Genomic DNA, 25,224 nt, shown 5'->3' with positions numbered 1-25,224 from the left:
AACTTTACTATACAACACGTAATTATTTAAATACGATTTGCGAATAGTAAAGATCAGAAAGCAGCACGTCAACCCATTACAGACCAATAAAATCAAGATAGCAGCAAATAATTGCACCACATAAAATTCGTATAGTTAAGTGTACAGAAAAACTATCAGCCGGGTTGCTGCAGTTGCTGATAAGCCTGTTGCAGTAAAATAAATTGCTGCTGCTCGCCGCCGCGATCCGGGTGTAGCTGCAATGCCTTAGTGCGATAAGCTTTTTTCAGCTGTTGCGGCGTAAACGTAGCAGGTAGGTCGAGCAAGGCCAGCGCCTGGTTATGCGCCATAGTATTTACCTGCACGGTTGGCCGTTGTAGTTGTTGCCAGAAAGCATCCAGATGCTGGTCAAGTAATTGCTCTGTCATGGCATAAAAGTTCTGCCAGTCAAGATAATAGCCTTGCCGGCCGGCATCGGAGTCTGGCGGCAAGGCTTGCGTTAAGGGTAATAGCTGTAATTTGGCCAGGCCAATGGCTAAATAGCCGTGGCGCTGTGTCAACCAGTGCTGCTGAATGCGGTATAACAAGTGGTACAGCACAAAGTGTTGTTGAAAGCGGGCAAGATCGGCGCTTTGCAGCGTATCGCTGTGTAGCTTTAACCCCAGCCGCGATAACAAATACTGCTCTTCTATCGGGCTGTGCTGTGGCGTAAACGCCAGGATCAGGCTTTCCAGCTGGCCTTGCAACAAGTTAAGAATGGCAGTGCTAAGGGGGGCTTGAGTATCGGTCATAGGGTGCACTATGCCAAAAAGAAAAAAGGCCGACAAGTGTCGGCCTTTTAAGGGTAGCTTAGTTAAGCTTTTCGCGGATACGCGCTGATTTACCTGAACGATCGCGTAAGTAGTAAAGCTTAGCACGGCGTACGGCACCACGACGTTTCACGGTGATGCTGTCTACCATTGGGCTGTGCGTCTGGAATACACGCTCAACACCTTCGCCATTAGAGATTTTACGTACAGTGAATGCAGAGTGCAGACCACGGTTACGTTTGGCGATAACTACGCCTTCAAAAGCCTGCAGACGCGTTTTATCGCCTTCAGTTACTTTTACCTGAACTACGACAGTGTCGCCCGGCGCGAACGCTGGAACGTCTTTCTTTAACTGCTCGTCTTCAAGCATTTTGATGATGTTTTGGCTAACTTTGCTCATAACAATCTCACTTTACCTGGAATTAACTGTCTTCTTGCTGCCCCGTCCGGCACTCTTGCTGATGTTCACGTTGGAACTCAGCCAGTAACCGTCGTTGCTCCTCAGTCAGAGCCAGGAGATTTAACATATCCGGTCGTCTAAGCCAGGTTCTCCCAAGAGACTGCTTTAAACGCCAGCGTCGTATATTTTCATGGTTACCACTCAGTAAAACTGCTGGTACCTGTTTGTCTGATAACACTTCAGGCCTTGTGTAGTGTGGACAATCCAGCAAACCGGATGCAAAAGAATCCTGCTCTGCTGACTGTTCATGCCCAAGTACACCAGGTACTAAGCGCGACACTGCATCTATCAATGTCATCGCCGGCAATTCACCGCCACTTAACACGTAATCACCAATTGACCATTCTGCGTCAATTTCGCTTTCTATTACGCGCTCATCAATGCCTTCATACCGGCCAGCTACTAACAGTAGCTTAGAATACGTCGCCAGTTCAGTGACACCTTGTTGGTCTAATTTGCGGCCCTGCGGCGACAAATACACCGTGTGTACACCTTCACCTGCAGCTTGCTTGGCGGCGCGTATAGCGTCACGCAGCGGCTGCACCATCATCAGCATACCGGGGCCACCACCATAAGGCCGGTCATCTACAGTACGATGCTTGTCCGTTGTGAAATCACGCGGGTTCCAGCATTGCAGTTGTATAATGCCTTGCTTTACAGCACGGCCGGTTACCCCATATTGCGTTATTGCCTGAAACATCTCCGGGAATAAGGATACAACCCCTAGCCACAGTTTAGTGTCATCCGGCATTAAAACGCGGGATCCCAGTCTACGATAATGCGACGCTCGGCTAAATCGACGCTTTTAATCACTGTATCGGTTAAAAACGGCAACAACCTTTCTTTCTGACCAAATGCATCGGTACGGTTGGCTTTAACCACTAAAACGTCGTTAGAGCCGGTTTCCATCATGTCGGTCACTTCACCTAAGTGGTAGCCCGCCTCGTTTATTACTGCTAAGCCCATCAGGTCTTTCCAGTAATAGTCACCGTCTTCTAATGAAGGCAGTGCCTGGCTTGCTACGGCAATTTCAGCATTTACATACTGCTGTGCCAGATCACGATCATTGACGCCGTCCAGTTTCGCTATCAGGCCATTACTATGGCGCTTCCAGCTGGAAACCTGCACTGGTTGCCAGTTACCCTGAAATTTTATTTGCCAGGGTGTGTAATCAAAAATCCCTTCCGGGAAGTCGGTGTAAGCGTTAACTTTCAGCCAGCCATTGATGCCGTAAACTGCACCAAATTTGCCAAGAACGACTAAATCTTTCTCACTCAAGCTGACTACTCCACACGACCTTTAAGCTAATTAAGCAGCTGCTTTCTTAGCGTTTTTTACCAAAGTTGCCACGCGATCACTCAGTGAAGCACCTTGTGCTACCCAGTGATTAACGCGGTCCAGGTCCAGACGCAGTTTCTCTTCAGTACCGCCGGCGATTGGGTTAAAGAAACCCACGCGCTCAATAAAACGGCCATCACGAGCAAAACGGCTGTCCGCTACCACAACTTGGTAAAATGGACGCTTTTTCGCGCCACCACGTTGTAAACGAATAGTTACCATAAGGCCCTCTAATTTTATCGTTCAGGTTTTATCAAAAATAACAAAGCCCCCGGTTGGACCGAAGGGCTGCAGCATTTTACTGATTTGACGCGCAATTGCAAGGTATTTCGCGGCTTGGCTGCTCAGTGCGGTACTGTGCCGCTAGCGGCTTTCGCACCGTTAACGCGGCTTAAAGCCCAGTTGCACTAACACCTTAGCGGCGCTGTCGACATCAGCTTGCGGTACAAATACCAGATCACGGCTAAAGGTGGACGTTAGCAGTATATCCAATCCGGCCTGTGTCATTGCCGCGGCAATAGCGCTTAAAAAGCCAACACAGTAAAACGGGTTAGCACAGTTAATCACAAACAACCGCCACTGCTCTTTATTACGCGCAATAATATCAATATCGGCCAGGGCGGCTTCGGTGGTTATTACGGTAACTTCTTTGTCGTCATGGCATAGCAACCGGTGCAATCCCGGCGTACCAACGCGGCGCGCCGACACTACACAGAAGGAATCTGCTTCCAGAAAAAAATCGCTGTCCATAATAACCTGCTGCGTACTTTGCGGCATCATCTGTTGCTCCTTAACTGAATGGTTTTACATAACAAAGCGCAGGCCGTAGCCTGCGCTGATAACAAACGGGTTACTGCCAGCCGATATTGTTGCTACCGGCTATTACTTAGTCCAGATAGCGCCGAAGCGGTGCACATTTAAGCCATCTGTGCCTGCTACCACATCTACGCTGTAGCCCTGGGCTCCCAACATATTAAAGTTGTTCTGATACTGCGCTGAAGTTTGGCCATGGCGTGCCTCCCAGGTTTTTAGCGGGAACTGCGCAAATACCGCACTGTAATTCACATTGCCCTGGTGTACGTAAGAACTTAGATAGATTGGCCGCCGGCCAGCCGCCTTCTCACTTGTTACCTTATTTTGGTATGCTGCTGCAGTCAGCTGTGAACTCATGGTCCAGTTACCCACCGGCTGCTTATGATACAGCGTGGTATAACGCCGCTCGCCACCACTGGATACCACAGATACACTCACCGGCCGCATACCCAGATCTTTAGCCTGCTCCATCACCTGGATATGTTGGGCGTAGCTTAAATTATGCCGCGCCAGCGTTGCTAAGGCTTTTTTCTCAAAAATAACGCTGTAGCGCGGTCCACTGCCGGTGATATGGCTATCCACATGCACCGGCACATAACCATCTGCTATCGCCTGATTAAACACCTGCTGATACGACGCAGAACTGCGGCCATGATATGAGCGCCAGCCAATGTCAGACGGTTGCCACACCATATTATAAAACACGCCACCGTTAACGTTGTAACCGTCCAGCCAGCTGATTTTAAAACCGGAGTCTGCCAGATGTTGAAACAAACTTTGATAGGCTTCTGCTTTTACCGCATGGCGGGCATAGTTGCTGCTTACGCTGCGCGGCGCCCAAATTAGTTGCGGCCCTGCCGGAATGCTGCTGCCGGCAAATCTTACCCAGGGGCTGCCGTAAGGTTTAGTGTTATCCGGCACCGTAGCAATACCGCGGCTAAAACTGATCGGCTGGCCAACGCCGCTACTGTTTTGCAAATGCACATGTAAATGTGGTCCGGTTGAACTGCCGCTGTTACCAACACGGCCCAAATATTGACCTTTGCTGATCACCGCCTGCTGCGCTGGTGCCACACCGACATAATCAAATTCCGGTGTACGGCCTTTGGGCTCCGGGAAATACTGTGCATTGTGCGGGCATAAATTTTGGCCAATGCTGCCGGGTATCATATGCGCATACAACATACGGCTGCCATCGGCGTGCTCTACCCACAGCATATTGCCACCGCCGGGAATATAGCCATCTTTAAATTTAGTATGCAGCCATGGCTTGGTGGTGTCTGAATCACCTGCCAGCTTTGGCCGCGGATTTTCCGGCGCATTACGCCAACAGCCGACAACTTTGCCGGCACGCATGGCATAAACCGACTTGTTATAAATGGTATGTTTATTATTGGTTGGTGCGGCATCATAGTCAGCCAGGCTGGTATTGACCGAGGTCCAGCGTGAATTATCAAAATCATACCGGCGACCGCTGAAATCATAACCATACTGCTGCGATGTGGTTACCGCATGATCGCGGGTGTAAATTTTTTCATTGTCGCTGAAGTTCTGTCCTTTGAACGGCAGATCGTACAGTACAGCATTAACCGGCTGTGCAAGGGTTATAGCGGCTGCGGCCGCGGCTAAAGTGAGTAGTTTCATGCTTGCCTCCTTGTTGCATTTGCTCTGGTGAACAACTCGACAACAAGTTTACGCAAACAACAAAAAACAAACTGCTAACAAAGTGCCAATCTAATTTACACCACAAGCTTGCCGTGCATCCAGCTCTTGCCGCCACAGCTGTGCTTGCAGATAAGCCAAAGCCAACCCCTGATGGCGACGTAAGGTACTGAATGCCATATGGCATTCAGCGGCCAGCGTCAGCTGATCGACACGGCGGCCAATATAACGCGCATGTAAAATACGGCCCCACAGCGCCGTAGCATCGTACTGCTGCATTTGCTCAATTTGCGTACAGATCAGCTGTTTCATGCAGTCAATACGCACAGCGCTTACATCCGGCAACGCTTGCAGCAGCGCCAGCGCTGTCAAGCCGGCAGCTTGCCATTGTCGCTCAGTGTAGTAGTGTTTTAACCAGTGGTTAAGCTGCTGGCTGAACTCTTGCTCAGTCAACCGGCGGCTAAGCTTGTGCTGCACGCCGGGCTTTACCGTCTGTGCTTTTCTGACCGGATGAATACTGCGCCGCTGCAGGCGTAACCTGGCGGCCAAATTGGCAATACGCGGCGCCAGCATAGCGGCCAGCCCCTCTAAGAAGCACTGATGCTCAGAGGTAAAAAAGCCGGCCTGAGGGTGCTCTGCGTCAATTACGCCCAGCAGCTCGCCTTGATAACAAATGGGCACTGCCAGCTCGGCCGGGCGGGTTGCATCATCTGTAATGTAGTTGCCATAATCACTGGTATCTGCAATACACAAACTGCTTTGCTGCATGGCAACTGTACCCACAACGCCTTGCCCCGGCACCAGCTGCAGTGGCGCTACTACCCCTGCGCCTGGTTGATACTTACTGCCGGCAGCAGCAATTTGACGCAAACTGTGATCCGTCTGGTACAGGTAAATAACGTTGTCCGGCAAGGTTAAACCGGCGGCAGTCAGCTCACAGCTACGTTGGCACAACCGGGTGATATCCTGCAGCGGGTCAATCTGACGGTTAATTTCTAACAAATAAGCCAGGGCGTTAGTCATTACAAAACCCTCCATGGTTTTACACCGCGTTAACTTACCTTAAACACCGGGCTGCTATTGCCATCCAAAACGGCATTTAGTGTGAGACATTGGCTATAAAACCAACAAAAACCCCGCAACGTAAGGCGGGGTTTAGTATTGGTACTATGCTGTTGCGCCGCTTAACGCGGTGGCAGCATACCCGGTGGCAGTTTACCACCCATGCCGCGCATCATCTTCATTAAGCCGCCTTTACCCGACATTTGCTTCATCATCTTCTGCATTTGGGTAAATTGTTTCAGCAACTGGTTAATATCCTGCACCTGAGTGCCGGAGCCGGCAGCTATGCGTTTTTTGCGCGAGCCTTTAAGTAAATCCGGAAACTCGCGCTCTTTGGGTGTCATCGAGTTAATAATGGCTTCCATTTTCACAAACTGCTTATCGCCCATCTGGTTGGCCGCGCCGGCCGGCAGGTTTTTCATGCCAGGTAATTTATCCAGCATTGACATCATGCCGCCCATGCCGCGCATCTGCACCAGTTGCTCACGAAAATCTTCTAATGAAAAGCCTTTGCCTTTCATCATCTTCTGCGCCATTTTCGCGGCTTTGTCTTTGTCGACTTTTTGTTCCAGATCTTCGATTAAGCTCAGCACATCGCCCATGCCAAGAATACGCGAAGCGACACGCTCCGGATGGAACGGTTCTAACGCATCGGTTTTCTCACCGGTACCGAGAAACTTAATCGGCTTGCCGGTAATGTGGCGGATAGACAGCGCCGCACCACCGCGTGCATCACCGTCGGCTTTAGTCAGAATAACGCCGGTAAGTGGCAATGCATCATTAAAGGCTTTGGCAGTATTGGCCGCATCCTGACCCGTCATGGCATCCACCACAAACAGGGTTTCAATCGGTTTTACTGCCGCGTGCAGCGCTTTAATTTCATCCATCATCTCGCTGTCAACGTGCAGGCGACCAGCAGTATCGACTAACAGCACATCAAAAATACGGGTGCGGGCATGCGCAATAGCAGCGTTGACAATATCGACCGGCTGTTGCGAAATATCGCTGGGGAAAAACTCTACGCCAATATCTTTGGCCAGGGTTTCCAACTGTTTAATCGCCGCAGGGCGATAAACGTCAGCAGACACCACCAGTACTTTCTTTTTTTTACGCTCAGTTAAAAACTTTGCCAGTTTGCCGACAGAGGTAGTTTTACCGGCACCTTGCAAACCCGCCATCAGCACTACGGCCGGTGGCTGGGTATTAAGAGCTAACTCCTCGTTAGCATCGCCCATCGCTTCTTCCAAAGCTTTACGGACAATTTTGAGGAATTCCTGGCCCGGTGTCAGGCTTTTACTGACTTCTAACCCTACCGAGCGCTGCTTTACATTAGCAATAAAGTCACGCACCACCGGCAAGGCAACGTCGGCTTCAAGCAATGCCATACGCACTTCGCGCAGGGTATCTTTAATATTGTCTTCAGTTAAACGACCACGGCCGGTGATGTTTTTCAGGCTGGCACTTAAACGATCCGATAGATTCTCAAACATGGCTTTTTCACTCAACAGCGATAATGTCGCCGATTATACCAAACTCAAGCAGCAGAAGCAGCCGTTAAGAAACTGTTGAGCACAGCTATGGGCATCCGGCAAAAGTTGCAATACAATGGTTAACCATTAAAACAAAAGGAAATGCTGCTGATGTCTACAGTGCTGTTAACTGCGCTGGCCTTAATTGCTTATCTGGTTGCAACCGGCTCGGTACTGCTGCGTATTTTTCATCCACAGGGGCCGCATTTTAAAACCACCTTCAGCGCCGCTATTGCCGGCCTGGTACTGCATATGCTGGTACTGGTAACCATGCTATTTACTGAGCAGGGGCAAAATTTCAGCTTACTGAATGTCAGCTCTCTGGTGTGTTGGTTAATAACCGTAGCCATAACACTGACAGCACTGCGCACGCCGACTATTTTGTTACTGCCGGTAGTGTATGGCTTTGCCAGCCTGGTGCAACTGGCCGTACTGACCTTACCGCACAGTGTGCAACTGCAACACTTTGAGCAAAATATTGTTCTGCTGCTGCATATTATGCTGGCGTTTATCGCTTACACCATTTTAATGATAGCCATGCTGTACTCGTTTCAGGTTAGCTATATCAGCAACAGATTAAAGCAGAAAGACTTTGCAGCCATGACACGGCATATGCCGCCTTTAGTGCAAGCTGAAGTGTTACAATTTCGCATTCTGTTGGCCGGCACTATATTGCTGGGGCTGGCCTTGTTGGTTGCTGCGGTTTTTATGGACAACTGGCTGGCGAAAGACAACCTGCATAAAAACGTGTTCAGCCTGCTTGGTTTTGCTGTTTTTGCCGTGTTATGTTGGGGCCATGCCCGCAAAGGCTGGCGCGGTAAAACCGCAAACATTTTAACTGTCACCGGTGCGGCCTTGTTAACACTTGGCTATTTTGGCAGCCGTTTTGTACGCGAAGTGCTGCTAAATACACTTTAATTCTTGACTCAACCGACACTTCGTAATATCAAGTACGGGTGTTTGGCAATACGGGTATTTAACTCTTGGACGACATATCGACGGGTACGCTGTTTATTATTCTTGGCGTGCTCTTATTCATATCTGCCTATTTCTCGGGATCAGAAACAGGCATGATGTCTGTTAACCCTTATCGTTTAAAGCATTTAACAAACGAGAACCATAAGGGTGCCATCAGGGTCAGTGAACTGTTAAAACGACCTGATCGCTTAATCGGCCTTATTTTAATTGGCAATAACCTGGTAAATATCGCCGCCTCTGCAATCGCCACTATTATTGGTTTGCGCTTATACGGCGATGTCGGTATCGCTATTGCGACGGTAGCGTTAACGATGGTGGTGTTGGTGTTTGCCGAAGTCACGCCGAAAACCATTGCCGCTCTGCACCCGGAACGCATTGCCTTTCCCAGTTCAGCCTTGCTCAAAGTACTGTTAAAAATCTTTTATCCGCTGGTGTGGTTGGTCAATTTTATTACCAACGGCATTTTATCCATTATGGGTATCAGCCCGGAAAAACACCGGGGTAACAGCTTAAGCGCCGAAGAGCTGCGCACTGTGGTGCATGAAGCCGGCGCGCTTATTCCCGAGCAGCACCAAAGTATGCTGGTGGGCGTACTGGATTTAGAAAACGCCACTGTGGAAGATATTATGGTACCGCGCAATGAAATTGTCGGTATTGATATCAACGACGAGTGGAAAGATATTGAGCGCCAGCTGGCTAATATGCAGTACAGCCGTATTTTGCTGTATCGCGACAGCATAGACGAAGCTGTTGGCTTTGTGCATCCGCGCGAGTTAATGCGCTTGCTGATCAAAGAGCAGTTGACCAAGGCCACTTTAATGCGGGCCGTTAGCGAAATTTACTTTATTCCGGAAGGCACTCCGCTCAATACCCAGTTGTTGAAATTTCAACGCACCAAAGAGCGCATTGGTTTAGTGGTAGATGAATACGGTGATATCCAGGGGCTGGTAACCCTGGCCGATATCCTGGAAGAAGTTGTGGGTGAATTTACCACTGATGTGGCCGAAGACAGCAACGAAGATATTTTACCGCAGCCGGACGGCTCTTACCTGATTGACGGCAGTATTAACCTGCGGGATTTAAACCGCGAGATGCAGTTGGAACTGCCGACAGACGGCCCGAAAACGCTGAACGGTTTAATTCTGGAATATCTGGAAGAAATTCCCCAGGGCAAACTCAGTATCCGCTTATCCGGCTACCCGCTGGAGGTTGTTGACGTGCAGGACAATATGATTAAAACCGTACGCCTGCTACCGCATCTGAAAAAAGTTTAAGCTACAGACATAAAAAAACCGGCATTGCCGGTTTTTTTATGTTGCAGTGCTATCGTTAGCCAAAAAACAGCCGCCACAGCCAACCGCGTTTTAAATCGTCTTCACAGCCTTTTAACTGACCGGCATATACTTTTGCTCTGTCATCAACTCTTCTGGCTACCTTAACCAACCAGGCTTTATTTTTATAGCTGCCACGGCGGTAACCACCCCAGCCCTCATGATAATTAAGGTACTGATTGTACGCATCCCACTTTGATACTTTGTTCAGTCGCTGACTTTTGCTGATATACCAGCCCATAAAGTCCATGGCATCGTCAAAGTTATCGCGGCTGGCCCAAAACCGGTCGGCTTCTTTTACGTACTCATCCCAGGTTACCGTTTTTGCCTGTGAATAACCATAAGCACTGCTGGCACGGCCGTAAGGAATAAAGCCTAAAAACCAGCGCATTGGCGGCCTGGCATTATGCCTGAAGCTGCTTTCCTGATACATCATGCTCATTGGCACATGAATAGGCACGCCCCATTTGTCGCGTACTTTGGCGGCGGCGTCGTACCAATCGCGGTGTTCATAGAAAATTTCACACAGATTAGAGCTATTCTGCGGCGGTGGCGTACTGCAACTGCTGAGCAACAACGCTGCGGTTGTCGCCATCAACAGTACTTTAACAGGAGTTTGAACTTTCTTCATCCGGCTGATTCTAACAAGCTGCACGGATGCAACCAAGTTTTTTATTCTCCCCCGGACATTGTTACGGCTACCCTGAGGTAGCCGTTTTTTTTAATTATCACAGGCCGGCACTTCAGCAAAATACTCTGCAATATATTGCTCAAAACTGATGCTGTCCTGTTGCTCCAACTGCTTCTGCTGTTGCAGCGATTGCTCAGCTGCGGCAATAAACTGCGACTCGGTATAGTACTGATAAGGCTCCTGCATTAACTGCTGACGATACTGAGCTGATAACTGCAGCGTATAGTTGCCGTTATCCTGTTGCTGCGAGAGCAACTGATTAAGCAGCTTGCCGGAGAAGGTTTGTGCCGGGTCAAGCAAGCTCATGTAAAACTGCTTTAATGCACCGCTGTATCGATCGGTGCCGTAAGCGGTATCCAGGTGCTGTGCCACCGGCATCATGTCGGCAAACAGCTCTTCTGCCCAATCGAGCATTAATCTGGGCTGGCCCTGCTGCAAAATATCTAAATTACTGCGCCGGCCATCTGTTACCACTTTTTTCAGGTTTTGCTCGGTAATGCTCTGCTCTTCTGCTGTCAGCTCCGGGCTGTCCTGCAATAAACAATACAACAGGAACACATCTAAAAAATGCATCTGCTCTGCGGTGATGCCCACAGCACTGAACGGGTTTACATCCAACGCCCGCACTTCGATATATTCTACCCCGCGCTTTGCCAAAGCACAGGTTGGCCGTTCGCCAGACTCTGTGGTGCGCTTGGGCCGGATGGTGGAGTAAAATTCGTTCTCTATTTGCAGTACATTGGCATTTAATTGCTGATACTCACCCGCCACTTTAACGCCAATATTGCGGTATTCTTCCGATGGCATGCTGATGGCGGCATGCAAACCGGCGATATATTCCGCCAGGCTGTTATAGGTAACATTCAGGCTTGATTGTGCACTGTTGGTATAACCCAGGTCACTCATCCGTAAAGAGGTGGCATAAGGCAAATACAGCGAGCCCTTACCCAATGGCTGAAATTGATAACGGCTGCTGCGCCCTTCCAAAAACGATTTGCACATCGCCGGTGAGGCGCCAAACAGATACACAATCAGCCAGACATAACGCTTATAGTTACGGATCAGTGCCAGATACTGCGCCGAAATAAAGTCCTGCAAGTCGCCACTTTGTCCCAGCAATTGCTGATATTGCTGCCAAAAGCTTTGTGGCATGGAGAAATTAAAATGCACACCGCTGATAGCTTGCATCATACTGCCGTAACGATTATGCAAGCCCTTGCGGTACAGGGTTTTCATCCGGCCGACGTTAGAGCTGCCATACTGTGCAAACGGAATTTGCTGCTGATTGCTGATAAAACACGGCATGCTGGCCGCCCAAAACTGCTCGTCAGCAATGTTTTTAATGGTAAAGCGATGAATATCAGCCAGTTGCGCCAACGTAGTATCGATATTGTCACTTACCGGGGTAATAAATTCGAGCAAGGATTCAGAGAAGTCTGTGGTGATCAACGGATGTGTTAACGCTGAGCCCAGCTGCGGTGCGTGAGGCGTTAACGCCAGTTTACCATCGGCATGCACACGCAAGGTTTCACGCTCAATACCATGTTTAATACCCACTACCGCCTGTTGATAAGGCGCAGTATTCAGCATGGCCAGGCGTTGTTGTAAAAAAGAGCCCAAGTTATTTCCTTAATCGGTAACCGTGTTCCGCAGAAATTGGGGCGGCACAACGAAACTCAAGAGCGAGCCTTAATTTAGCCTGCATTTTTAGTTTCAACAATCAGTTTTGTTGTTTGTACCGCTTAACAGGACGAACGCCGGGCCACTGTGCTGCAATCCCGGCATTTATGCATTAGAATTCAATACTTAGACAAAGCTGCATACTTTACTCAATGGATAAAACACTATGAACCGTCGCAACCAGGCTGTCGTTAATGAAGAAGTTCGTTTCCCGGCAGAGCAAGAGTTAGTATCTACTACTGATTTACGCGGTGTGGTTACCTATGCCAATCCGGCGTTTTGCCAGGTGGCCGGTTATACCGAACAAGAGCTGCTGGGTAAAAATCATAATCTGGTGCGCCATCCGGACATGCCCGCTGCCGCTTTTGCCGATTTATGGCAAAAGTTAAAGCAGGGCCAGTCCTGGCGCGGCGTAGTGAAAAACCGCTGCAAAGATGGCCGCTACTATTGGGTTGATGCCTTTGTTACGCCTATTTATGAGCAAAATAAACTTATCGGCTACCAGTCGGTCCGCGTAAAACCGGATGCAACAATGATTCAGCGCGCAGAAGCCGGTTACCCGGCAATGTTGCAGGGCAAAATTCCGACCGATTGGCGCAGCCGCTTTGGCGCCAAACGTGCTGCTGCTGTGGCATTGACAGTACTACTGGCCGGCGCAGGCGCCATGCTGTTTGGTGGTCACTTTTTATGGGCATTGCTGTTACCGCTGGTCTGGTTAGCCTGTTGTTATGACGAGTTATTTATTATTCCGGCCAAACTGCAACAGGTTCGCAGCGAATTTGACAGTGTATCGCGCTGGATCTACTCCGGCTTCGGCCCCTTTGGCATCGCAGATTTTCAGCTGAAGATGTGTCAGGCCAGATTGCGCACCGTATTGGGCCGCACTGCCGACAGCACCAATGCGTTAAACGTGATTGCTGAAACCCAGGGCGAAGCGGTTAAAATGACCGAGCAAGGCATTCATCAGCAACATGAACAACTTACCGGCATCGTCGCGGCCACCACTCAACTGTATGCCACAGTGCAGGATATCGCCGAACGCACACAGCAAACGCACCAGCAAGTCAGTGAAACCCACAGTATTTGTGAAACTGCCAAAGGCGCGATGCAACACACCGCTCACACCGTACAAAAGCTGGCCACTGAGGTGCAGGGTGCCGCTGCTACTGCCGATGGACTGGCAGTGGAAGCTGAACGCATCGGCACGGTAATGACAGAAATTCAGGGCATTGCCGATCAAACCAACCTGTTAGCACTCAATGCCGCCATAGAGGCCGCCCGCGCCGGCGAGCATGGTCGCGGCTTTGCTGTGGTAGCCGATGAAGTGCGGGCATTGTCATCCCGTACACACAACGCGACAGAACAAATTAAGCAGTCGGTGAGCGAAATTCAACAAACCTTGCTCAGCTGGGGCAAAGTGATGCTGCAAAGCCGGCAACAGGCCGATGTTTGTGTGCAGGAAACGCAGCACAGCGAGCAGCAACTGGCTGAAATTTCGCGCATGATAGATAACATCTCACACTTGTCGTCGCAAATTGCTACCGCCGCCACCCAACAAGGCGCCGTGGCACAAGATGTACAGCAAAGCGTAAGTAATATTCAGCAGATTGCAGAAACGAACCTGGCGAATATTCAGATAGTGTCTGAGAACAGTAAAAGTTTGCAGCAAAAAACCAGCCAAATCGCCGGGTTAAATAAAAGCTTTGGCTGATAAAAAAACACTCCGCCGCAGCGGAGTGTTTTGTTTGGCGTGATGCGAAGCGGTTATTCCGCTTTGTCTTTGCTGTTGTCTGCTGCCGGCTTGGCGTTATTGTTATCCAGATCAGCGAAATCCGCGTCGTCAGAATCGCCCAGCACATGCTCCAGCTTTAATTTACGCACACTACGGATAGTGGTTACCGGGCCGGAGCAGGCATAAATAAAGAAGATACCAAACAACATTTCAGCCGGGCGTGAAGCGATAATCACAAACAGCAGCACCACCACTAAGATGGTAAGAAAGGATACTTTATCGCGCCAGTTCACATCTTTAAATGAGTTATAACGGAAATTACTGACCATCAGCAAGCCGGTTACAATAGTCAGCAAGCCGACTAAATAGCCGATATTATCGCCGTCAATTTGGTAGATACTGCCGGTCCATACCATACCGGCTACGATCGCTGCGGCAGCCGGGCTGGCTAAGCCCTGAAAGAACCGGCCATCGGTGACGCCTAAATTGGCGTTAAAGCGTGCCAGACGCAGCGCAGCACAAGCGACAAAAATAAAAGCGGCTAACCAACCAAACTTACCGTATTCCGCCAGGCCCCAGTTATACGCCACCAAAGCCGGTGCCATACCGAAAGACAACATATCTGACATGCTGTCGTACTGGGCGCCAAACTCGCTTTGGGTATTGGTTAAGCGCGCGACACGGCCGTCCAAACCATCGAATATCATCGCGACAAAAATAGCCACGGCCGCCGCTTCAAAGTGGCCGTTCATTGACGAGACGATAGCGAAAAAACCGGAAAACAAGCCGGCCGTAGTCAGTAAATTAGGTAACAGATAAATGCCCTTACGCGGGCTGGTGTCATTCGTTTTTGACTCGGTCATAAAGCACTTCTGCGTTGTGGAATTACAAAGGATTATAAGGGACATACCTTAACATGGATAGTCCGCAGGCAAAAGTGACCGCTAAAGCGGTCACTTAACCGGCAATACCTTTGCAGCTCTGCTGCTAAGCCTGGCTGCTGACCACAAACTGCGTGCCGTTATGGTCCAGCAACACAGTGCTGCCCGGCGCCACATCGCCCTGCAACAAGGCTTGCGCCAGCGGGTTTTCCAAATGTTGTTGAATAGCCCGTTTTAGCGGTCGTGCGCCGTACAGCGGGTCAAAGCCCACCTCGGCCAATTTATCCAGCGCAGCGTCGCTGATGCTAAAGCCATATTGCCGCTCCGCCAGCCGTTGTTCCAGCCTGGCCAGCTGAATTTTGGCAATACTGCGAATTTGCCGGCTGTCCAACGGATGAAATACCACGGTTTCATCTAACCGGTTTAAAAACTCCGGCCGGAACTGCTGGCTCAGTACCCCCATCAGCATCTCTTTCATCTGCGCATAACTGTATTCACGGTAATGCTCCTGGATCAGATCTGAACCCAGGTTAGATGTCATAATGATCACGGTGTTTTTAAAATCCACCGTGCGGCCATGGCCATCGGTTAAGCGGCCATCGTCCAGCACCTGCAGCAGAATATTAAACACATCCGGATGGGCTTTTTCCACTTCATCCAGCAGCACCACTGAATAGGGTTTACGCCGCACGGCTTCGGTTAAATAGCCGCCCTCTTCGTAGCCGACATAACCCGGCGGGGCACCGACTAAACGCGATACCGCGTGTTTCTCCATAAACTCTGACATATCAATGCGTATCATCGCATCCGGGCTGTCAAACAAGAAGTTGGCCAATGACTTGGTTAACTCAGTTTTACCAACACCGGTCGGGCCTAAGAATAAAAACGAGCCAATAGGTTTATTCGGATCAGCCAGCCCGGCACGTGAGCGGCGAATAGCATGTGATACTGCAGTAACCGCTTCGTCCTGGCCGATAACTTTTTCATGCAATGCCTGCTCCATGCGCAGCAGCTTGTCGCGCTCGCCTTCCAGCATCTTGCTCACCGGTATACCGGTGGCTTTAGACAAGACATCAGCAATTTCCTGCTCGGTTACTTTGTTTCGCAACAGCGTGTTGTCGTGCATCTCGGCTTGTGAGGCTAAATCGAGTTTTTTCTCCAGCTCAGGAATCCGGCCATATTGCAGCTCTGACATGCGCTGTAAATCACTGGCACGGCGGGCTACTTCCAAATCCAGCCGCGCTTGTTCCAGCTCGGTTTTAATATTTTGTGTGCCTTGCAGCGCAGCCTTTTCCGACTCCCATACTTCGTCCAGCTCGTTGTATTTGCTGTCAAGCTCGCGGATTTGCTCCTGAATGATCTCACGACGCTTTTTGGTGGCGTCATCGGTCTCTTTGGCCAGTGCATTATCTTCGAGCTTTAACTGGATAATACGCCGCTCTAACCGGTCCAGTTCCTCCGGTTTGGAGTCCATCTGCATACGGATACTGGAGGCGGCCTCATCTATTAAGTCGATGGCTTTATCCGGTAACTGCCGATCCGCCACATAACGGTGTGACAAGGTCGCCGCCGCCACTATCGCCGGGTCGGTAATTTCTACCGCATGGTGCAGCTCGTAGCGCTCTTTTAAGCCGCGTAAAATGGCGATGGTGTCTTCCACCGTCGGCTCTTCCACCAACACTTTTTGAAACCGCCGCTCCAGCGCGGCATCTTTTTCAATGTATTTGCGGTATTCATCCAGCGTAGTGGCACCTAAACAGTGTAATTCACCGCGCGCCAGCGCCGGCTTTAACATATTGCCGGCGTCCATCGCGCCTTCAGCCTTACCGGCGCCGACCATGGTATGAATTTCATCAATAAACAGAATTACCTGACCTTCTTCTTTAGCCAGTTCGTTCAGTACCGCTTTTAACCGCTCTTCAAACTCGCCGCGGTATTTCGCCCCCGCCAGCAACGAGCCCATATCCAGCGACAATACGCGCTTATCTTTTAAGCCTTCCGGCACTTCTTTGTTAATAATGCGCTGCGCCAGGCCTTCGACTATGGCCGTTTTACCTACGCCCGGCTCACCAATTAATACCGGGTTATTCTTGGTGCGCCGCTGCAATACCTGAATACAACGGCGTATTTCTTCGTCACGGCCTATTACCGGATCCAGTTTACCGGCCTCGGCGCGGGCGGTTAAATCTACCGTGTATTTGCTTAGTGCCTGACGGCTGTCTTCGGCATTAACGTCGTCCACTTTTTGCCCGCCGCGCATTTGCTCAATCGCTGCTTCAACGCCTTCTTTGCTGACACCGATCAGGCGCAGGATTTTACCCAGGTCCGATTTATCATCGGTGGCGGCCAGCACAAAAAGCTCGCTGGAAATAAACTGATCTTTGCGCTTTTGCGCCAGCTTGTCGCACTGCTGCAGCAACTGTGCGGTGGCTGATGACAGCTGTAAATTAGCGCCCTCGCCTTCAACCCGCGGCAGCTTGTCTATCGCCTGGCTCACCTTAGAGCGCAGTTCATTAAAATTAATTGCCAGCTTGTTTAACAGCTCACGCACCGTGCCGCCTTCCTGATTCAGCAAGGCAAACATCAGGTGCACCGGTTCTATAAACTGTTGATCACGGCCCAGCGCTAACGACTGCGCATCCGCGATCGCTTCCTGGAACTTACTGGTAAATTTTTCAAGACGCATTTATGCCTCCTACAAGCACAATGTTGATGTGTCATAAGATTGGGCACTATTGACGGAAATTCAAGCAAACAAACGTCAAAAAATTGACTTAGATCAGTCTAACCAGACAGAGCTGGCCATGCGGCCGGTTTGGCCATCGCGGCGGTAGGAAAAAAACAGCTGTGGTTGTTGATAAGTGCAGTAGTTGCCGCCGTAAATCTGCTGCACACCACATCGTGCCAGGCGCTGCCGGGCTAACAAGTATAGATCGGCCAGCCATTTACCGTCGTTGCCGGCAATAAAGGCCTGCACGGCTTCAGGCATCTGCACAATAAAAGCGGCGCGCACTTCAGGCCCTACTTCAAAAGCCGTTTGGCTGATTGCCGGACCAAGATATACCAGCACGTCATCTGGTTTTGCAAAATGCGCCAGGGCATTTTCAATCACGCCATTGCACAGACCCCGCCAGCCGGCATGTATTGCAGCAACTTGGGTACCGCCGGCATCGCATAACAGCAAGGGTAAACAATCTGCTGTCATTACCGTGGCAACCACGCCACGCTCAGCGCTAACAGCAGCATCGGCGTTACAGCCATTTGCTGTTGTTGCCGTTAAGCGGATAACCCCGGTGCCATGCACTTGATTTAACCACACCGGTGGTGCCGGCATTAATGCCATTTGTTGATAACGCCGGCGGTTTGCTGCCACCTTGTCCGGCGCATCAGCGACATGCGCGCCCAGATTCAACGACGCATAAGCGCCCTCTGAGCAGCCGCCAACGCGGCTACTGCATACCGCGCGTACGTTGGCCGGTGCAGGCCAGTCAGGGATAATCAGGGCGCTGTTATCAGTCATCGAAGCTTATACGTAATCCAAACCATGCTCGACCGTATCGGCACGCAAGGCAGCATTTAACTGCACCATGTCATCCGGAATCGGCGCATGCCATTCCAGAATTTCCAGCGTAATAGGATGCGCCAAACGTAGCATAGCGGCATGCAAAGCCTGGCGCTTAAAGTTACGCAGAATGGTCAGTAATTGCTCGTCGGCCTTACGTGGTGGCCGTGGCCGGCCGGCGTATACCGGGTCTCCCACCAGCGGGTGGTTAACAAAGGTCATATGCACACGTATCTGATGCGTGCGGCCGGTTTCCAGCCGTAAGCGCAACCGGGTATGAGCACGGTATTTTTCCATCACGCGAAAGTGCGTGGTAGCCGGTTTACCGGATTGCGTGACAGCCATATGGGTGCGCTTGGTAGGATGGCGGCCGATAGGCTCATCAATAGTACCGCCGCCGGTCATGGCGCCATGACACACCGCCTCATATTCGCGGGTAATTTCGCGTGCCTGCATCGCCTCAACCAGATGGGTTTGCGCCGGTATGGTCTTCGCTACCACCATTAAACCAGTGGTATCTTTATCCAACCGGTGAATAATGCCGGCACGCGGCACTTCACCTATGCCCGGGCAGTGGTGTAGTAAGGCATTGAGCAAGGTGCCATCGGCATTGCCGGCGCCCGGATGCACAACCAGCCCGGCCGGCTTGTTGATCACCAGAATATGCTCATCCTCATAGACGATATTTAATTCTATGGCTTCGGCTTCAAAGCGTTGATCTTCAGGCAGTTCGGCCAGAATATCAATTTGCTCGCCGCCGAGCAGTTTCTCCCGCGGCCGGTTTTGCAAACTGCCGTTAACCTGCACCGCATCCGCCAGGATCCACTCTTTTATGCGTGATCGCGAATAATCGGGGAACATTTCCGCGAGTACCTGATCTAACCGCTTACCAAAAAGATGGTCTGGTACAATTTCTGAAAGTTTTAGCTGTTTTGTCATAACGGAAGCAGTTATCCTGTGTGCAACCCCGGCGGGTCTGGGGTAGAATCGCCAATAGCGTGTATTTTAGCGATTTTACGCCCGACTAGACAGCCATTTAGCTCAAGTAGTAACGGATTTTTAAATGAAAGCGAATTTTTTACTGATTTCTCTGTTAGCCCTGACGCTGAGCGCCTGTGCCGGCAAACCAAAAGAAGCTGATGTTAACTCTACTCAAACAGCACAATCGCTGTACCAACAAGCCAAAGAAGTATTAGACAACGGCTTATATAACAGAGCTATTGAATTACTCAGCGCTGTTGAAAGCCGCTACCCCTTTGGCCCGCTGGCACGCCAGGTGCAGTTAGATTTAATTTATGCTCATTATCAGGCCGGCGATGTGCAAAAAGCCCTGGCGGGTATTGACCGTTTTATCCGGCTGAACCCGAACCATACAGAGCTGGATTACGTATATTACATGCGCGGCCTGAGTAACTTAAAAGCCGATGAAAATGCGCTGCATAATATGCTGGGTATAGACCGTGCAGACCGCGACCTGGCCAGTACCCGCCAGGCATTTGATGACTTTAAAATGCTGGTAAGCTCGTTTCCTGACAGCAAATATGCGGCCGAAGCGAAAAACCGCATGTTAAGCATTAAAGATACCCTGGCACGGCACGAGCTGTTTGTGGCGGATTACTACATGCGCCGTGGTGCTTACCTGGCCGCAGCTAACCGTGGCAAGTATATTGTTGAATTTTATCGCGATTCTCCATTAGTGGAACAAGCGCTGGAAGTGATGGTAGAGAGCTACGATAAGTTGGGGTTAACCAAGTTAAAAAACGATACCTATCAGGTACTGAAACTGAATTTCCCGCAAAATAACAAATTCTAAAATACAAAGCCCCGCAACAGCGGGGCTTTTTTAACGGTTAAATCGCTTCCAGCGCCTCTGCCAGCTTACTGACGCCTATTACTTCCATACCGGCAATCGGCTCTTTCGGACAATTTGCCTGTGGCACTATAGCGCGCTTAAAACCATGTTTGGCCGCTTCGCGCAGCCGCTCCTGGCCGCTGGGCACCGGGCGGATTTCACCCGCCAGCCCTACTTCGCCAAACACCACTAAATCGTTTGGCAGGGGTTTGTCGCGAAAACTCGACACCAAGGCCAGCAAAGTTGCTAAATCGGCGCTGGTTTCATTTACTTTTACGCCACCGACTACGTTAACAAACACGTCCTGGTCGGCCATCTGTATACCGGCGTGACGGTGCATAACAGCCAGCAACATCGAAATGCGATTTTGCTCCATACCAAGCGTAACGCGGCGCGGATTATTCAACGGCGAATAATCTACCAGGCCCTGAATTTCTACCAGCAGCGGCCGTGTGCCTTCCCACAATACCATTACAATACTGCCGGACTGATCTTCCTTACCGCGGGTTAAGAAAATGGCCGATGGGTTTTTTACCTCTTTCATACCCTGGCCGGTCATGGCAAATACGCCGAGCTCGTTTACCGGACCAAAGCGGTTTTTATTGCCGCGCATAGTACGGTAACGGTTGTCGCTGTCGCCATCGAGCATCACTGAGCAGTCGATACAATGCTCCAGCACCTTGGGGCCGGCCAGCGAGCCATCTTTGGTCACATGGCCCACCATAATAATGGCAATATGGTGCTGCTTGGCAAAACGGGTTAAAAAGGCCGCACTTTCGCGCACCTGGGACACGCTGCCGGGCGCCGACTGAATATCAGCCAGATGCATTACCTGAATTGAGTCAATCACCATAATGCGTGGTTTTTCCTGCTGCGCCAGCAGGCAAATGGTTTCCACATTGGTTTCGGCCAGCATTTTCAGCGCATTGGTGGGCAAACCTAAACGCTGCGCCCGCATCGCTACCTGCTGCAGTGATTCTTCACCGGTAACATAGAGTGCACCGCCCTGCTGCGCCAGGCCGCACATAATTTGCAGCAACAAGGTACTTTTTCCGGCTCCGGGGTGGCCGCCTATTAAAATAGCGGAGCCGGGCACTATGCCGCCGCCCAGTACACGGTCGAATTCGGCAAAGCCGCTGCTAAAGCGTGGTACATCTTGTAAATCCACTTCGTCCAGCCGCATCACTTTGGCCACGGCCGCACCGGCATAGCCTTCAAAGCGGGCATTTTTACTGTTGGCCGTGCCCAAACGTACTTCGCTGACGGTATTCCAGGCGCCGCACTCAGTACACTGGCCTTGCCAGCGCACAAAATCAGCACCACAATCGCTACAGACGTAAGCGGTTTTTACTTTTGCCATAATTAATTTTCTCAAGCTAAATGAAAGGCATGGATATTGCTTTTCAAAATGTAACAACGTAGCGTACTACAGATTATAACCCTAAGGTGCCGGTATTTTGGCATTTAACCTGACCGAATTATGACAGCAGCAGATTTACAACAATATATCGGCGTTATTGACCGGATGAAAAGTTTGCTTAACAGCGCAGACTTTGATCAGGTCTTTAGTTTATTAACCTCTGATCTGCCCAAGTCGAAACAATTCCTGTTAAAAATGGAACTCAAACGCATGGCACAGCCATGCAATTACTTTATCGACTTACGCGGCCATGTAGATGGTGAAGTTATCCCGTATGACTATATGGGTAAAACCCATTATATGGACTACAACGCCATTAAGGTATTTGAAGCCGGATTAAAACAATACGGCAGCTATACGCTGGGTTTGTATGAAGAAGTATTAAACACCGAAAACAACTTTCGTGTAATGCACCGCAAAGAAACCGAGCAGCGGGTACGCAGCGCGCTGCAACAATCGCCGGACAATGGAAACAGCGCCGCAGAGCAAGAAGACAATGTTGTGCCGCAATATGCCAGTGTGGTGCGCTTTGGCGGCTACACCGCCAGGCAAGATGAGCGCATGCACTTTAGCATTGACGTAGAGATTGAGCTAAATGGCAAACGCGTGCGCGCCAGTACCAGCGATTTATCGGTGTCGGGCTGTAAGCTAAAGCTGCAACAACCGATGACAGCCGCAGCAGGGCAAACTGTGAAACTGCATTTTACCGGCTTGGAGCAAGAGTTTATGTTGGGCCTTGCCGATGGCGTAATTTATAAAATTGTCGATATCGAAACGCAAGCCGCCGCAATATACTGGCGCCTGCAACGCCAGCAGGATGACAACGAGCCGCAATTTGCGGCGTTTTTGCAGAACTTTATTAATGCCAATAAACGCCGTTACAAGGTTAACCTGAACAGCGTGTGTCAAAGCCTGCGCACCAAAGGCTATGAGCAATTTTATCTACCACGCATCAGCAGTTTACCGGTGTTTATTGCGGTAAAGGACGGCCAACCGGTACCGCTTTGCACCCTAACCACCGATTACAATAAGGCCGTCTGGCATTACTTTCTGGACGAACAGCATCAGGCGGTTTTTGCCGGTTTGTGCCACGCCCGCCGTTTAAAAAGCTTGCTGCAAAAACCCGGGCCAGAACAATCCACTATTTTGTACTGCTTTACTCATGCCGTGAAGGGCCGGTTATTTTTCTATTCCGCCACCAGTGAAGAGTTGGCCGCGTCAGAACAACTCAGAGAAACCTTTCTCGGTTTTGGTGCCGGCAAACCCAGCTGGCGGGTATTTCATTTTAGCGTATTGCGTACCTCAGCATCGCTGGCTGAAATGCCGGCTACGTTACCGGAAAGCAGCAATAGCAAAAAAGCACCGCCGTTATCCACGCTGGTAAAACATTTTATTCAGGATGTGCGCTATATCGTCAACCTGACTGACATTACCAGCACAGAAGCAACCTTTTGGTATCAGAGTTATCCGGTAGAGCAGCAGCATTTAAAATTGCTGGCACAATTTGGCCATAAAAAGCCGGCCACACAAAGCAACTGCGAAGCGGTGCCGGTGCAATATGTTAATTTACGCTCGGAATCGCGCTACCTGTATAAAACGGCGGTAAGCATTCGCGATGCCACAAGCACAGAGCTTAACGGCCATAGCCGTGATTTTTCATCCAAAGGTTTACAGGTAGAAACTGCCATTCCGGTGCGCTTTAATAAAGGCGATATTTTGCAATTAAGCCTGCCGGATATGCAGAAAATCAGTAATAAATACGAGTTAAACAGCCTACGCTATGAAGTGATGGCAGTAAGTAAAAGCCGTACCATTATGAACCTGCGCGCCGCAGAAACGGAAGAGCCACACACCGGACGGTTGTTTTTCTCGCAATTAATTCAGAATAACCGCGCCAAACTGACTCCGGCAGAAGAAAGCCCGAAATACCCGGGGCTGTCTACTGCGCTGCGCAATATGTATCTTAATGCCCACAATAGCTTTGCCGTGTACCTGCACCGCAAAGGTATCCGTTATGACATAGATACCGTAGCAAAAGGCAGTAATACTCACAGCCTGCATAAGCTACTTAGTTTACACAGCGACGACGAAGCGCAAATGGACCTGGCGCTGATACTGCAAAATAACGCCGCCAGCCTGAACTTCGCCCAGCAGTTAAAACAGATGAAACGGTTTGACAGCCCGAAACAATACGAGCTGTTTCTGCTTGTCAACAACGAAGCCGGCGCACTGCACATCAGCTGTAAATATGATTATGAATTCAGCTCGGAGCAGAGCAAACAGCAGTTTGTACTAGACGCACGGCAAAGCGGCGTTCTGTTTTGCTACCGCTTACTGTTGTCGCGCACCGGCCGGCCGGATACCGACTATATTGCGCCGGAGTTAAGTTATATCAGTGCTTATGCCATCCATAAAGCCAGGCAATTAGAGGAAGAGCTGTGGAGTGTTGCCGGCGTGATAGATGCTATCGATATCTCTGCAGAGATATACTGGCGCTTTGGCGCAGCGGCTGAACCTGCAAAGCTGCAACAGCAGCGGCTGCAACTACTCAGTACGCAGTTGCAACAGCCAGTCGCGTAATTCTGTAAAGTGGTCCGCCACTGCCGCCGGATGCGTTAGCATAGAAATATGATCATAGTCCTGCTTATAGCCATTCGTCTTCGCCAGTAAGGTGAACCTGGCTTGCGGTGCGGTCTCGGCAATAAAGGCTTTTACATCCTGCGGATGGCCCAGTAAACGGTCATTTTGTGCCGCAAAGTGCCATACCGGTGGCCAGTTTGTGGTTTTGCTGCTGTGGCCGTAGTCAAACTGATCAGTTAAATCGGTAAACGCCGCCCCGGCTATCCAGCGCACGGTATCCTGTAAAAACTGCTGCGGCTCATCATCGGCACCAAAGCGCCATTTACGCGCCGGAAAATAACCGTACTTTTTACTTAACCAGGGTGCCAGCTTATTCCAGATCAGGTTAATCTTCAGCTTACGCTCCAGGCTTTGCACGCTGATAACCCGCTTGCTGCCAAAGCACACTTTAGCGGCCACTTTAGCATTAAGCGCAGGGAAACGTGCCAAACTGGCCGCCGTTACCACCCCGCCCCACGAATGCGCAATAACGATAACCGGCTGCTGATGCAGCTGATACACATGCTCAATTAACGCCGGAATATCCTGCGTAATCATCTGTTGTTGGCTTTGAACAAAACCTTGTGATACATGTGGCTTAGACAAGCCACGACCGGCAAAATCAGCGCAGTACACCATAAAGCCGTTATCCGCCAGATAACAGCCCAGGCCCTTACCGGACTGGCTGTAAAAAATACGACCGTTTTCAATAGCGCCATGCAACATCAGCACCGGCGCTATGCCATGTTGTAATGGTAACAAACGCCGCAAATGCAGCTGATACTGCTGCATATCCAGATATAGCGAACTTTGTTGATGCTTCATG

Annotated in this window: 22 protein-coding genes; 5 read left to right on the top strand and 17 right to left on the bottom strand. The window is 50.3% G+C overall.

Annotation, left to right across the window (positions count from 1 at the left end):
- Nucleotides 1-155: 155 nt before the first annotated feature.
- The 9 genes from ACTZWV_RS14595 to ffh form a co-directional block, all read right to left on the bottom strand.
- Nucleotides 156-770 carry a DNA-J related domain-containing protein gene (locus ACTZWV_RS14595; RefSeq protein ID WP_444787253.1) on the bottom strand — a complete coding sequence of 205 codons (615 nt, stop codon included), beginning with the start codon at nucleotides 768-770 and terminating at the stop codon, nucleotides 156-158.
- 58 nt (nucleotides 771-828) lie between these two features.
- Nucleotides 829-1,188 carry a 50S ribosomal protein L19 gene (gene rplS, locus ACTZWV_RS14590; protein WP_068234280.1) on the bottom strand — a complete coding sequence of 120 codons (360 nt, stop codon included), beginning with the start codon at nucleotides 1,186-1,188 and terminating at the stop codon, nucleotides 829-831.
- 22 nt (nucleotides 1,189-1,210) lie between these two features.
- Nucleotides 1,211-1,999 carry a tRNA (guanosine(37)-N1)-methyltransferase TrmD gene (trmD, locus tag ACTZWV_RS14585; protein WP_444787252.1) on the bottom strand — a complete coding sequence of 263 codons (789 nt, stop codon included), beginning with the start codon at nucleotides 1,997-1,999 and terminating at the stop codon, nucleotides 1,211-1,213.
- Entirely contained in the window at nucleotides 1,999-2,526 is a 528-nt protein-coding gene (rimM, locus tag ACTZWV_RS14580; protein WP_444787251.1) for a ribosome maturation factor RimM, read from the bottom strand. Before rimM ends, trmD begins: the two co-directional genes overlap by 1 nt.
- A gap of 30 nt (nucleotides 2,527-2,556) precedes the next feature.
- Nucleotides 2,557-2,808 carry a 30S ribosomal protein S16 gene (gene rpsP / locus ACTZWV_RS14575; RefSeq protein WP_166835971.1) on the bottom strand — a complete coding sequence of 84 codons (252 nt, stop codon included), beginning with the start codon at nucleotides 2,806-2,808 and terminating at the stop codon, nucleotides 2,557-2,559.
- A 159-nt stretch (nucleotides 2,809-2,967) separates the two neighbouring features.
- Nucleotides 2,968-3,366, bottom strand: coding sequence for an ACT domain-containing protein (locus ACTZWV_RS14570; RefSeq protein WP_444787250.1), 399 nt, complete (start codon nucleotides 3,364-3,366; stop codon nucleotides 2,968-2,970).
- Nucleotides 3,367-3,468: 102 nt separating this feature from the next.
- Nucleotides 3,469-5,043 carry a hypothetical protein gene (locus ACTZWV_RS14565; RefSeq protein WP_444787249.1) on the bottom strand — a complete coding sequence of 525 codons (1,575 nt, stop codon included), beginning with the start codon at nucleotides 5,041-5,043 and terminating at the stop codon, nucleotides 3,469-3,471.
- Between the two features lie 90 nt (nucleotides 5,044-5,133).
- Nucleotides 5,134-6,084 carry a GAF domain-containing protein gene (locus tag ACTZWV_RS14560; protein WP_444787248.1) on the bottom strand — a complete coding sequence of 317 codons (951 nt, stop codon included), beginning with the start codon at nucleotides 6,082-6,084 and terminating at the stop codon, nucleotides 5,134-5,136.
- Between the two features lie 161 nt (nucleotides 6,085-6,245).
- A complete protein-coding gene (gene ffh / locus ACTZWV_RS14555) occupies nucleotides 6,246-7,613 on the bottom strand; it encodes a signal recognition particle protein (protein WP_444787247.1) in 1,368 nt (455 codons plus the stop codon).
- Nucleotides 7,614-7,763: 150 nt separating this feature from the next.
- Here ffh and ACTZWV_RS14550 point away from each other — a divergent pair, with 150 nt between their 5' ends.
- Together ACTZWV_RS14550 and ACTZWV_RS14545 are read left to right on the top strand one after the other, a co-directional pair.
- Nucleotides 7,764-8,570, top strand: coding sequence for a cytochrome C assembly family protein (locus ACTZWV_RS14550; protein ID WP_444787246.1), 807 nt, complete (start codon nucleotides 7,764-7,766; stop codon nucleotides 8,568-8,570).
- A 65-nt stretch (nucleotides 8,571-8,635) separates the two neighbouring features.
- Nucleotides 8,636-9,904 carry an HlyC/CorC family transporter gene (locus tag ACTZWV_RS14545; protein WP_444787245.1) on the top strand — a complete coding sequence of 423 codons (1,269 nt, stop codon included), beginning with the start codon at nucleotides 8,636-8,638 and terminating at the stop codon, nucleotides 9,902-9,904.
- 55 nt (nucleotides 9,905-9,959) lie between these two features.
- On the opposite strand, the gene ACTZWV_RS14540 is transcribed toward ACTZWV_RS14545, so the two are convergent.
- Together ACTZWV_RS14540 and gshA are read right to left on the bottom strand one after the other, a co-directional pair.
- Nucleotides 9,960-10,592: a transglycosylase SLT domain-containing protein gene (locus tag ACTZWV_RS14540; protein ID WP_444787244.1), complete on the bottom strand. Its 633-nt coding sequence runs from the start codon at nucleotides 10,590-10,592 to the stop codon at nucleotides 9,960-9,962.
- 90 nt (nucleotides 10,593-10,682) lie between these two features.
- A complete protein-coding gene (gene gshA / locus ACTZWV_RS14535) occupies nucleotides 10,683-12,272 on the bottom strand; it encodes a glutamate--cysteine ligase (RefSeq protein WP_444787243.1) in 1,590 nt (529 codons plus the stop codon).
- 226 nt (nucleotides 12,273-12,498) lie between these two features.
- On the opposite strand from gshA, the gene ACTZWV_RS14530 reads away from it, so the two are divergent.
- Nucleotides 12,499-14,043, top strand: a complete 1,545-nt coding sequence (locus ACTZWV_RS14530) for a methyl-accepting chemotaxis protein (protein ID WP_444787242.1) — start codon at nucleotides 12,499-12,501, stop codon at nucleotides 14,041-14,043.
- Nucleotides 14,044-14,096: 53 nt separating this feature from the next.
- Here ACTZWV_RS14530 and pssA read toward each other — a convergent pair whose 3' ends face one another.
- The 4 genes from pssA to rluD all read right to left on the bottom strand — a co-directional run bounded on the left by pssA (nucleotide 14,097) and on the right by rluD (nucleotide 19,446).
- Complete coding sequence (pssA, locus tag ACTZWV_RS14525) at nucleotides 14,097-14,927, bottom strand: CDP-diacylglycerol--serine O-phosphatidyltransferase (RefSeq protein ID WP_444787241.1); 831 nt, start codon at nucleotides 14,925-14,927, stop codon at nucleotides 14,097-14,099.
- Between the two features lie 124 nt (nucleotides 14,928-15,051).
- Complete coding sequence (gene clpB / locus ACTZWV_RS14520) at nucleotides 15,052-17,631, bottom strand: ATP-dependent chaperone ClpB (protein WP_305551670.1); 2,580 nt, start codon at nucleotides 17,629-17,631, stop codon at nucleotides 15,052-15,054.
- A gap of 93 nt (nucleotides 17,632-17,724) precedes the next feature.
- Entirely contained in the window at nucleotides 17,725-18,465 is a 741-nt protein-coding gene (gene pgeF / locus ACTZWV_RS14515) for a peptidoglycan editing factor PgeF (RefSeq protein WP_444787240.1), read from the bottom strand.
- 6 nt (nucleotides 18,466-18,471) lie between these two features.
- A complete protein-coding gene (rluD, locus tag ACTZWV_RS14510; protein WP_444787239.1) occupies nucleotides 18,472-19,446 on the bottom strand; it encodes a 23S rRNA pseudouridine(1911/1915/1917) synthase RluD in 975 nt (324 codons plus the stop codon).
- A gap of 124 nt (nucleotides 19,447-19,570) precedes the next feature.
- On the opposite strand from rluD, the gene ACTZWV_RS14505 reads away from it, so the two are divergent.
- Nucleotides 19,571-20,320, top strand: coding sequence for an outer membrane protein assembly factor BamD (locus ACTZWV_RS14505; protein WP_444787238.1), 750 nt, complete (start codon nucleotides 19,571-19,573; stop codon nucleotides 20,318-20,320).
- A 37-nt stretch (nucleotides 20,321-20,357) separates the two neighbouring features.
- Here ACTZWV_RS14505 and radA read toward each other — a convergent pair whose 3' ends face one another.
- Nucleotides 20,358-21,719 carry a DNA repair protein RadA gene (gene radA, locus ACTZWV_RS14500; RefSeq protein ID WP_444787237.1) on the bottom strand — a complete coding sequence of 454 codons (1,362 nt, stop codon included), beginning with the start codon at nucleotides 21,717-21,719 and terminating at the stop codon, nucleotides 20,358-20,360.
- Nucleotides 21,720-21,839: 120 nt separating this feature from the next.
- On the opposite strand from radA, the gene ACTZWV_RS14495 reads away from it, so the two are divergent.
- Nucleotides 21,840-24,359: a PilZ domain-containing protein gene (locus ACTZWV_RS14495; RefSeq protein WP_444787236.1), complete on the top strand. Its 2,520-nt coding sequence runs from the start codon at nucleotides 21,840-21,842 to the stop codon at nucleotides 24,357-24,359.
- On the opposite strand, the gene ACTZWV_RS14490 is transcribed toward ACTZWV_RS14495, so the two are convergent.
- The gene (locus ACTZWV_RS14490) at nucleotides 24,324-25,223 is read right to left on the bottom strand and encodes an alpha/beta fold hydrolase (protein ID WP_444787235.1); all 900 of its coding nucleotides are present in this window, start codon (nucleotides 25,221-25,223) and stop codon (nucleotides 24,324-24,326) included. The two genes, ACTZWV_RS14495 and ACTZWV_RS14490, sit on opposite strands and share 36 nt — an antisense overlap.
- Nucleotide 25,224: the final 1 nt, after the last annotated feature.

The organism is Rheinheimera sp. NSM (genome assembly GCF_052380015.1).
Lineage (GTDB): Bacteria > Pseudomonadota > Gammaproteobacteria > Enterobacterales > Alteromonadaceae > Alishewanella.
Note: the sequence above shows the minus strand (reverse complement) of the source record. Positions and strands in the feature narration are given on the sequence as shown.